Genomic DNA, 11,005 nt, shown 5'->3' on the forward strand with positions numbered 1-11,005 from the left:
GGGGCCAAGCACGTTAGCAGTCAAAGGAGTTGAGGGTGAGCGAACTTCAACTATTGCTTCGTACCGTGGTATTGGCATGGGGCAAGACGGACCAGAACGGCGACAGTGCCCGGCGCGGCGGTCCGTCATGGACACCGCTGCTCGCTCACCTCCTGGACGTCGCCGCCACAGCCCAAGTCCTGTGGGACCGGCATCTCCCCCCGCACATCCGCCGGCGGCTCACACAAGCGTTCGGTGCCGGGAACGAGGCGATCGCCCGGCAGGTGGTGATGCTGCTGGCGGCACTCCACGACCTCGGGAAAGCATCCGACTGCTTCCTCGGGCAGTGGCAGCACGGCCGGGGAAACTTGCGGGCGAAGTCGCAGGCGAAGGCGTGGGAGGAACAGGCCCGCGCAGCGGGTCTGCCTCTCGGTGCCGACCTGGCCCACGCCTTCTACGCCCGGCACGAGCACATCACCGCCGCAGCCCTCCCCCGGCTGCTGGGGTGCGCGTGCACGGAATGCGGCGGCACCGGCGAGCGGCATGAGGGGCTGCACGATGCGGGGATGCTGCTCGGCGGCCATCACGGGCACATCCCGCACCCCGAGAGCGTCGACCGGGCCCGCGGAGCCGCGCCGGTCGCCCAGTGGGGGGACGTGCACGCAACGCTCGTGCAGACCGTGGCGGGCGCGATCGGACTCGACCTCGGCACCGTGGCGCGGGTGGTCGATCCGGTGCGACCCTCGGCACGGGTCGCCTTCCTGTATCTGGTGTATCTGGCGGACTGGGTCGCCTCCGACACGGAATTCTTCCGCTTCCGCCTCCACACCGCGCCGGTCACCGACTGGTGGCGGGCCTCCCTGCAGGAGGCCGACCAGGGGGTGCAGGCCCGGCGGCTCGCCCGCTGGCAGGCGCGGCCCATCACGTGGGAGCAGATGTGGCCCGACACCCCGGTGCCCCGTTCGTTCCAGGCCGACGGCATGCGGCTGATACCGGCCGAGGGGCAGGCCATGGTCGTGGTGGAGTCGGACACCGGCTCCGGCAAGACGAGGCTGGCACTGTGGATGGCCCACCATCTCGCGCGCACGTGCGGGTACAGCGGCCTGTACATGGCACTGCCCACGAGAGCGGCCGGCAACCAGGTCGCGAAGGAGCTACAAAAGTTCCTGAAGACGGTACTGGCACCTGGCGAGATACGAGACATGGCGCTCGTGCACGGCACAGCACAGGCCACCGACCTCGTCCACCAGCTGATCGACGCACACCAGGCGCAGGGAGATCCGCTGACCGACCTGTCCAGCACGGTGGAGACGTCCACCTGCACCGACGCCAGTGGCCTGGCGGTGCTGGACCCGTGGTACCTGCGGCGCTGCCTGGCTCTGGTAGCCGGGTTCGGAGTCGGCACCGTCGACCAGATCGCGCTCGCCCCGCAAGGCTCACGGCACTGGGCACTGCGGCTGGGAGCGCTGATGTGCAAGGTCGTCATCATTGACGAGGCGCACGCCTACGAACTGTTCCAGCAGAACCTTCTGGGCGCCGCCGTGGAGTGGCTGGCGGAGGGCGGCGCGTCATTGGTGGTGTTGTCGGCGACGCTCCCCCGCAGCATCCGAAACGAGCTGACGGCCGCCTGGCGGCGCGGCCTCGGGACAGCCGGCGACGATGACGAAAGTCACGGGCCGATCATGGTGGTCGACCGAAACGGCCGGCTCCACCGCGGTGGGCCCCTGCCCGAGGATCCCGAGACTCCGAAGCTGTCGACGGACATCGAACTGACCAAGGACCCGGGCGAGAGGGATCTGGTCGCCGGGCTGTTGAACCAGGCCCGCGACGGCGGATGCGTCGTGATCCGCAGCACGCGGGTCGACCCGTGCCGCTCCCGCTACCGGGAAGCGGTCCGCCTCGCCCGCGCAAGCGGCTGGCGTCCGGACGAGATCCTCATCCTCCACGGGATGCTGCTCCCCCGGCACCGGCTGCTGCTCGAAACCCGGCTCGCCGACCTCCTCGGGCCCGGCCCCGAAGGCCGGCGCAACCCCAACCGGCCCGACCGACTGCTCGTGTTCGCGACGGGAGTGATCGAACAGTCCCTGGACCTGGACTTCGACCACGGCGTCACCGACCTGTGCCCCATCGACGTGGCCGTACAATTCCGCGGCCGGATCCACCGGCACGCCGTCAACAACCCGCACCGACTCTCCTGGTGCTGCAAGGCACGTCTCACCATGCTGTGGCAGCAAGACCCCGACGGCCTACCGGTGGTGGAACCCCCCGACTTTGCAGCCGGGCGACCGACCGGCACCTACGACGGCCTCGTCTACGCTCCCTACGTCCTGGCAGCCAGCTGGCATGCCCTCATGCAGCGCCGTGACAGGGACGGGGTGATACGGCTCCAGACTCCGCGCGACTCCGCGTGGGCCCTGGAAAGCGTCTACGGCGACCCCGTCCAAGGCGCAGGAGCGGTACAGAAACTTCTCGACCGCACCCACACCGCCTACCAGGACGCGCTCGCCGACGAGGCCCTCCAAGCCGACGAGCGCCTGTTCCGCCCCTACACACGCCGACGGCGAACCCCCGTAGCCACCTACGACCTCGCATCCGGACACCACCAGGGAGACGGCGACAGCGGAGGCGTGCCCGGAATCGCAGCCGTATCCCGCCTCGGAGAGGAATCCGTCGACTGCCTGATCCTCTACCAGCAGCCGGACAGCACGATCACCTACGACCACCAAGGCCTACTGAAAGCCGACCTCGGCCAGCGCTCCCCCGGCCGGCACGTGACCGCCTACCGACGCCAGCAAAAAGACCTCCTCGCCAACACACTCGCCATCCCCACACGCTGGTGGAACGGCCGCCGCGGTCTCCAACCCGTCACCGACTGGCCCACCCACCCCCAACCCGCACTCCGCAACAAGCCCGTCATCCTGCTCGCCCCAGACGGCACCTGCCTCAGCGGCCCCACCGGCAGACTCCGCTACGACCACACCACCGGACTCGAACGCATATGACCACCCCTCTTCCGCAACGCCCCACAGACCGAGCGAAGACCCGGGCGCACGAACGCTGCTCCCGCGCCGATGGGGACGGCGCCGCGGGCCGACAGGCTGTGGTCGACGCCCACGGTTGCTCCCCGCTCACGCGGGGATGGGCCCGGGTCGCACCTCATGGACTGGGCGTTCCTCGACCGCTCCCCGCGCACGCAGGGATGACCCCAACCCCGTCGTCAAGGCGATGCCGAAGTACGACTGCTCTCCGCGCACGCGGAGATGACCCCTCTTTCAAGCTGTCGGCGACCACGTCCGTGTCCTGCTCCCCGCACCCGCGGGGATGGTCCCAGCGCTCCGCGAGGCTGCGCAAGCGCCCCTCGCTGCTCCCCGCACCCGCGGGGATGGTCCCCGGCTCAAGCCGAAGCTGCTCGCGGCGACGTCCTGCTCCCCGCACCGGCGGGGATGGTCCCTAGCCCCGCCTGTCTGGCGCGCGTGCGCGCCACCTGCTCCCTGCACCCGCGGGGATGGTCCCATCAGCGCCGCGGCCCTCGTGGGCCTGACCGTCTGCTCCCCGCACCCGCGGGGATGGTCCTCAGGGCGGAAGCATCTTGCCCTCGGCCTCGGCCTGCTCCCCGCACCCCGCACCCCGCGGGGATGGTCCCTGCGAGCCGTAGAAGAACGTTGAAACCAAAGACTGCTCCCCGCACCTGCGGGGATGGTCCCCCCGGCACGGGTGCTGCGCGGCGCCGACGCTCTGCTCCCCGCACCCGCGGGGATGGTCAACCGACACCGGCGGCGACCCAGCCGAACAACGGCCGGCCGGGCCAGGCTGCAGCGTCAAGCCGGAACGTCGCGGCGCCCTCGGCCTGGTCCGCGCGGTGTTCGTCATGGCGCCTGCGGGCGTCCTTGAGTACTTGCACCCAGTCGGCCGGGACGTCGAGTTCGTCGGCGTAGGCCCGCTGCACCAGCGGGCTGATGTCGGCCGGCAGCCGCACCGGCCGCTGCCGGCTACCGTCGAAGTGCTCCAGCAGCGCGGCGGCCGAACGCAGCAGCGCATACGCTCCGTACACGGCGAGCGAGCCGGGAACCGGCCGCGGCACGGGAGCGTTCCAGTCGACGCCGGTGACCAGACACCGTGCCTGGCGCAGCCGCTCGGGCCGGTCGGTCTGCTCGCGGCCGCCGCGCAGGTGCCGGTGCAAGTGTCCCATGCGCTGCAGCAGCAGGTCGATAGGGGCGAGGTCGGTGACCAGGAGGTCGAAGTCGACGTCCAGGGATTGTTCGGCGACCTGGCTGGCCACGACGATATGCGCTCCCGTCGGCCGATCGGCCTTGCCGGGCGGCCCGAAGCGGTGCAGGAGGAAGGCGTCCTTCTCGACACGGTCGACGTCGACGAAGCATGAATGGGCGACGGTGACGTTCGCCGGCCCGAACCTCTGGCGCAGCACAGCCGCGGTTTCAAGGACACGGCGCACGGTGTTGCGCACGACCAGCACGCAGCCGCCCTCAACGAGTTCCTTCTCCGACCGGTCGGCCAGGACGTCCACACTGTCGTCGAGCCGCTCCACTTCGACGTCCGTGCCGCGGGCCGAGGCCGCAGGATGCCGCAGGAGCGGCGCGCCACCGGGCTCGACCACCGTCAGAAGCGGATAGTCACCGGCTCGGCCGACAGCATCGAAACAGGCCTCCGCCCCACCGGTGGCCTTGCCCGCGTACGCTGCCGTCAGTTCCCTGCGCCGGCCGGCGGGCAGCGTCGCGGACAGCACCACCACCGGCACCCGGTACGCGCCCAGCCAGGACAGCACCCGGTCGAGGTAGACGCTCATAAAGGTGTCGTAGGCGTGGGCCTCGTCGATGACGACGACCTTCCCGGCGACCGCCAGGTGCCGCATCGCCAGGTTCCGGCTCTTGAGCCCGGCGAACAGCAACTGATCGACCCTGCCCGCGACGAACGACGACAGCATGGCCTTCTTCCGCCCCCGCAGCCAGGCGTGAGCGACGAGTTCGACGCCGGCGTTACGGTGACGGCTCGACGGCCGCCACGGCTCGTTGCCGCATCCGTCCACGTCGACCGCGGTGATCCGCTGACCGCCGGTTGCCCATGAGAGCAGCCTTGGAATGGCCCAGCAGCACCGAGTAGCGGGTGCCCGGCGACGCCGGCAGGCGGTCCAGCCGGTGCAGCAGGCGGGGGAACATCGCATTGCCCGTGGCCATCGTCGGCAACGCGAAGAACACCCCGCCCGCCCCCGGGCGCGCGGCGAGGACCTCCGCCGCCGCCAGCGCGGCTCCGTCTTCCCCTCCCCCATCGACGCCTCGATCACCATCTGCCTCGGCTCGTCCATCTGCCGTGCCAGACCGACAGCCGCTTCCTGCACCGGCCTGACCCGCGCGTCCGGCGGCAGATCAAACCGGGAAGCGAACAACTCGCGCACGTCGCCCGCCGGCATCTCGGCCCGCCACGGGCCCGACAGGTCCAGCCCCCGCCAGGCGGCCTCGACACGCTCGGGCCCCGTGCGCGGCACGTCCTCGGGGAAATAGGGGAAGAGGTCGCGATTGCTGGCGATCCAGTCGCTGACAATGACCACAGCGGAGAGAAATACGAAAAAACTCTCCTCAATGCTTGACCAACCGCGCTACACACCCCCTGCACCCATCGATCCACCCCGCACGACGCCGCCGGACGCTGCCAGCACCAGCCGACCGACCGCTCACCGGGACCCCCAGAGGGATGAGCCCGGCACAGTCCTCCGACGGTATCGCCACCCGCAACGGTGTTCGAGATGGGACCAACCCCGCGGAGTGCGGGAACACTCCAGGCAGCTCGGGCCGCCCGGCTCACTGCCGGGACCATCCCCGCAGGTACGAGGAGCACACCTCGATCAGGTCGTCCTCCTCGTCCTCTTGGGGACCATCCCCGCGGGCGCAGGAAGCACGCCTGCGTCAGGATCTTGCCCGGCGCCACCTCGGGACCATCCCCGCGGGCGCGGGAAGCAGATCTACCACTGCCTGGGTGGCACCCTCACGAAGGGACCATCCCCCGCGGGCGCGGGGAGCAGGACGCCTACTGCCTCGAATCCCTCGTCGATCCGGGACCATTCCCGCGGGCGCGGGGAGCAGCGCCTTCTTCACGGTCGCCGTGGCGAAGGTGAGGGACCATCCCCGCGGGCGCGGGGAGCAGTCTCGCACGGGTCGGGCCCCGCCTACGGGGGCGGGACCATCCCCGCGGGCGCGGGGAGCAGATCTCGCGGTTGCCCCGCCACCAGGGGTGGAGGGGACCATCCCCGCGGGCGCGGGGAGCAGATGGTGGCCGACCGCGACAACTGGCGCGCGGCGGGACCATCCCCGCGGGCGCGGGGAGCAGGCCGTGGGCTCGAAGTAGCCGTTCACCTTGCCGGGACCATCCCCGCGGGCGCGGGGAGCAGCACCGGTGCGCCGATTAGGGTGTATCAGCGCAGGGACCATCCCCGCGGGCGCGGGGAGCAGACGGCGTGCGACGGGCGGCCCATCGCCAGCAGGGGACCATCCCCGCGGGCGCGGGGAGCAGGGCTTCCGGCAGGCCTGCAAGGTGGTGGCCGCGGGACCATCCCCGCGGGCGCGGGGAGCAGACCTGGCCGTCCGAGTACTCGTCCGGCGTCTCGGGACCATCCCCGCGGGCGCGGGGAGCAGGCTCTTGTGCGGACGAGAAGTGCGATCTCTCCGGGACCATCCCCGCGGGCGCGGGAGCAGAAGCCCCGCACCGACCGGTGCGGGGCTCCTGAGGGACCATCCCCGCGGGCGCGGGGAGCAGTGATCCGCCCACGCGTCCATGGCCTGCTTCGGGGGACCATCCCCGCGGGCGCGGGGAGCAGGACACCGACGTGATCGCGGACGCGATGAAGGAGGGACCATCCCCGCGGGCGCGGGGAGCAGATGATCCGCATCAGCGCATCCTCGTTGCCCCCGGGACCATCCCCGCGGGCGCGGGGAGCAGGCGCGGATGCCCGACACTGTGAAGCTGTTGTAGGGACCATCCCCGCGGGCGCGGGGAGCAGGAACTCGCCCGCCTCATGAAGCAGTGCGGCTGGGGACCATCCCCGCGGGCGCGGGGAGCAGTTGTGGGCGTCCAGGGCCGCTCGCATGATCTCGGGACCATCCCCGCGGGCGCGGGGAGCAGCGGACCGTGGGCGACGCCGACTTCCCCGATCCGGGACCATCCCCGCGGGCGCGGGGAGCAGGCAGACTGTTGGCGTCGACCGGAAGGTCGTTTGGGACCATCCCCGCGGGCGCGGGGAGCAGCACCAAGCTTGGCGACAAGCGCGCCGATCCTGGGGACCATCCCCGCGGGCGCGGGGAGCAGTCGGCGAGCTTGTGCATGGCGTCGGGCTGGCCGGGACCATCCCCGCGGGCGCGGGGAGCAGTCGAACGGCCGGTTCGTGTACAGGAACTGAGCGGGACCATCCCCGCGGGCGCGGGGAGCAGAGACCGGGCGGGAGGGTCACCTGTAGCGGCTGGGGACCATCCCCGCGGGCGCGGGGAGCAGTACTTGGTCGAGTGGACCTCGAACTTGCCGGTGGGACCATCCCCGCGGGCGCGGGGAGCAGCGGCTGCGGGGTCAGGTCCGGCTGCTCGGGCTGGGACCATCCCCGCGGGCGCGGGGAGCAGCGGTCGATGACGACGCGGCTGCGGAAGTCGGAGGGACCATCCCCGCGGGCGCGGGGAGCAGCCCGTGCGGGCGGGGATGTAGGTCCACGGGTAGGGACCATCCCCGCGGGCGCGGGGAGCAGGCCGCCAGGTCCGCCTTGCCGCCCTTGACGAGGGGACCATCCCCGCGGGCGCGGGGAGCAGATTCGGGCGGGTTGCATTGGCAGTGCACTCTTGGGACCATCCCCGCGGGCGCGGGGAGCAGACTGAATGACCTGCGGTTTTACTCGTGCTGGGGGCGGTTTCCGAGTACTTTCTCCGAATCCGACAAATTAGGCAAAAGCTTATTGGTATGCATCAGCCTCTCCCAAAGCGCCGACGTTTGGCGGCCTTGCTCCAGCCGGATGGTGGCCCGTTCCGGGGAGCCGGAACGGCGGGGGGTGAGTTCGGGTCAGGTCGGCAGGGCCTTGACCCCGAATCTTGGACACGGGCTATGCGGCAGGTATCAGCGTAGTTGGTGCTGTTCGGGATGCGGTTTCGTAGGCGATCGGGCTGCGGTGTCCGAGGTTGGAGTGACGGCGCCGAGTGTTGTAGCGGTGCAGCCATCGGAATGCGTCGAGGTGGGCTTCGCGCTCGTTGGGCCAGGTCTTTCGGCCTTGCAGCGTCTCACGTTTGAACGTCGCGTTGAAGGACTCGGCGAGAGCGTTGTCCGCTCTGGAGCCGATTGCGCTCACGGACTGGCGAACGCCGGCCCTGCGGCAGGCGTCGGCGAAGGCCCAGCTGGTGTACTGGGCTCCGTGGTCGGTGTGCATGACCGCTCCGGCGAGGCTGCCGCGGGTGCGTTCGGCGGCGGCCAGGGCGTCGATGTGATCCGCGATGGCCCATCCGGCCAGGCGAGGTCGATGACGGTGGCCAGGTAGTGGAACTTCTCGCCGTCCACGGGGAGGCAGGTGATGTCGCCGACGTACTTGGTGTTCGGTTCACTGGCGGTGAAGTCGCGGCGGATCAGGTCTGGTGCCTTCGCCGCAGCCGGGTCCGTAATCGTGGTGCGGTACCGGCGTCGCAGCCGCACGCCCGCCAGGTTGATGCTCCGCATCACGCGCGCGATGTACTTGTGGTTGACCCGCTCGCCGTCCCCGCGGAGCTCGGCGGTGATCCTGGGGACGCCGTAGGTGCCGTCCGACTCACGGTGCACGGCCCGTATCCGGGCGGCCAGGCGGGCGTCGGCTGCCTGTCGGGCCGCGCGGACCTCGGCGGTCCGGCGCCAGTAGTAGAAGCAGTAGTAGAAGCTGGAGCGGGTGATGCCCAGGATGGCGCACAGCCGCTTCGCGCCGTAACGGCGCTGGTAGTCGGCGACGAACTGGAAGCGGTTCACCAGCGCGTCTCCCCGGCGAAATACTTCGCCGCCTTCCGCAGGATCTCACGCTCCTCCTCCAGCTCACGGACCTTCTCCCGCAGAGCGGCGTTCTCCACCTCCAACGGCGTCGGCGGCTCGACCGGCACCTCCGCCCGGCGCCCCCGGGGTCGGCTCGCTCCGGCCGCTCGGACCCAGTTCCTCAGGGTCTCAGGGTTGACGCCGACGGCCAGGAGGACGGGTCCTCCCCGCCGACGCGGGGGGGGTATTCCGCGATGCGCCACCGTCGCCGGCCAAAGCGTACCCGGGGTGGCACAGCCGCTCGGCTGTGAGGTCGAGGGTCTCCACGCCGGTGCGGGACTCCCGCAGCACCCGCAGTGCCGTCAGGACGACCGCTTCCTGCCGAACGGGCTCCCGGTCGACGCGCTCAGGGTCGGCCGGCTCAGGCGCGAGCAGCTGCTCGGGCATCGCCGCCTGCTGGTGCCGGGCGACGTCGTACGCCTGGCCCCGCGCGACCGTGGAGCGCAGTTCCTCCCGGACCGCAGCACCCGCGAGGACGGCCCGCTCATACTGCAACGACACACGGGAGACCTCCATTCCCCCGACCCCAGGTCCGCAGGCCGAGGCGCGCCGGCTGCGCTCAGGTCGGCCGCCGACTACTGGCCGGGAGTGATGGTGGGCGAGTGCCGGCAGTCGGCGGTGAGATCGGCCAGTGACCAACTCACCCGGGCGCCGGTGTGCCGGAGGGCGCACTGCCAGACCCTCCAGCAGACGAACCCCACCGCCACCCCGCCGGTGCCCGTCACACCCGGTACCGAACCGGGAGCGCGGCGTGGCCCCGGCCGGCTGGGAAGCCGGCCGGGGCCACGGGCAGGCATGTGGTCGTGAAGGGGGCGGTCGCCTACCCGGCGAAAGGCACTGCAGGGCTCTAGCCGGACGATCGTCCCTGCAGGCGATAGGTGAGACCCGGAGACACTGTCCCCTCCACACCCACGCCCTGCATGACACGGCCCGCCCGGCAGATGTTCCCTCCCCCGGACGAGTTACCGGGCGAGTGTGACGGTGACCGGCACGTTGGGGCAGCGGCGCAGATTCTGCGACAGGGCGGCCTCCTCGGCGGGGTCAATGCTCAGCCGCCAGCGGGTCTTGTCGGCGATCCAGTCGGTGACGTACTGACAGCGATACCCTGCGGTCGGCGGCAGCCACGTGGTGGGATCCTGGTCCGCCTTCGACCGGTTCGACGCGGCCGACACCGCGATCAGCGCACGGCCGTCGCCCAGGTCGTTGGCGTAAGCGCGTCGCTCGGCCGGCGACCAGGCCGAGGCGCCGGAGTCCCACGCCTCGGCGAGCGGGACCAGGTGGTCGATGTCCAGGCCGCGCGGGCCGTCGATGTAGCGGTCGTCGTAGGGGCTGTACCACTCTCCGCCGCTCAAGAGGCAGCGCGGGCCCTGCTCGGGAGCGATGACGGCCTCCGCCTTGAGGACCTCGGCGCGGGTGTTGCAGCCGTCCTTGTCGGCGTCGATCCAGTGCCTGAACTTGGAGCGCTCGTAGCCGGTGCGGTCCTCCACGGCGACCGGCAGCCGGGCCAGGGCATCACGCACCGGGGCGGTGACAGACCCGCCCGGGGCGCGCCCGGTGAGGCCGGCGGCCGGGGCTGCGTGAGCGGTAGCGGGAAACAGCAGAGCCGCGAAGACGGCAGCAGCAACGGCGGTACGGATCAAGCGCACGTGCGGGGGTCCTCTCGAAGAACACCGACTGGTTGGCGAACTTCGTAGCGGCCCCGCACCCGTTCCAACTCGGCTTGGAGTTGCTTCACCTGCGCGGCTGCGGCCTTCTGCCGCGCTTCCAGAACCGCCCGCATCGACGGCATCCACCACCCCCACGACATCGACCGGCAACAAACCGAGGCTGCCGCGACAGCAGCTGCTTCATGCCTGACCAGCCAATACGTCACACGAGGTTCGGAAAGAGAACGGCCTCTTAGACCGTGTCCTATGTGGTGAGGCGTCGTTGGACTCAGCATGGGGCGGGATACGTGGAGTTGGATTGTTCCGGACGGGCTGTGGGAGATCGC

Annotated in this window: 4 protein-coding genes, 1 pseudogene and 2 CRISPR repeat arrays; of the genes and pseudogenes, 1 reads left to right on the forward strand and 4 read right to left on the reverse strand. The window is 71.0% G+C overall.

Going from position 1 to position 11,005, the window contains the following annotated elements; genetic code table 11:
- Window positions 1-35: 35 nt before the first annotated feature.
- Window positions 36-2,981, forward strand: coding sequence for a CRISPR-associated helicase Cas3' (cas3, locus tag ACZ4K2_RS35815; protein WP_467480673.1), 2,946 nt, complete (start codon window positions 36-38; stop codon window positions 2,979-2,981).
- A 298-nt stretch (window positions 2,982-3,279) separates the two neighbouring features.
- Window positions 3,280-3,554: direct repeats of the CRISPR family, unit length 29 nt; unit sequence CTGCTCCCCGCACCCGCGGGGATGGTCCC.
- A gap of 185 nt (window positions 3,555-3,739) precedes the next feature.
- Here cas3 (ACZ4K2_RS35815) and cas3 (ACZ4K2_RS35820) read toward each other — a convergent pair.
- The 4 genes and pseudogenes from cas3 (ACZ4K2_RS35820) to ACZ4K2_RS35835 all read right to left on the reverse strand — a co-directional run bounded on the left by cas3 (ACZ4K2_RS35820) (window position 3,740) and on the right by ACZ4K2_RS35835 (window position 10,658).
- The gene (cas3, locus tag ACZ4K2_RS35820) at window positions 3,740-5,542 is read right to left on the reverse strand and encodes a CRISPR-associated helicase Cas3' (protein WP_467480675.1); all 1,803 of its coding nucleotides are present in this window, start codon (window positions 5,540-5,542) and stop codon (window positions 3,740-3,742) included.
- A gap of 1,173 nt (window positions 5,543-6,715) precedes the next feature.
- A CRISPR array of direct repeats spans window positions 6,716-7,842; the repeat unit is 29 nt; unit sequence GGGACCATCCCCGCGGGCGCGGGGAGCAG.
- Between the two features lie 226 nt (window positions 7,843-8,068).
- Window positions 8,069-9,158: pseudogene (locus ACZ4K2_RS35825) on the reverse strand (IS3 family transposase); the annotation flags it as partial.
- Window positions 9,142-9,513 (reverse strand): hypothetical protein, encoded by a 372-nt coding sequence (locus ACZ4K2_RS35830; RefSeq protein ID WP_467480677.1) that lies wholly within the window; start codon window positions 9,511-9,513, stop codon window positions 9,142-9,144. The gene ACZ4K2_RS35830 and the pseudogene ACZ4K2_RS35825, both read right to left, overlap by 17 nt.
- Window positions 9,514-9,974: 461 nt before the next feature.
- The gene (locus ACZ4K2_RS35835) at window positions 9,975-10,658 is read right to left on the reverse strand and encodes an HNH endonuclease family protein (RefSeq protein WP_467480679.1); all 684 of its coding nucleotides are present in this window, start codon (window positions 10,656-10,658) and stop codon (window positions 9,975-9,977) included.
- Window positions 10,659-11,005: the final 347 nt, after the last annotated feature.

The sequence above is a fragment of the Streptomyces sp. NPDC025833 genome, from assembly GCF_055558055.1.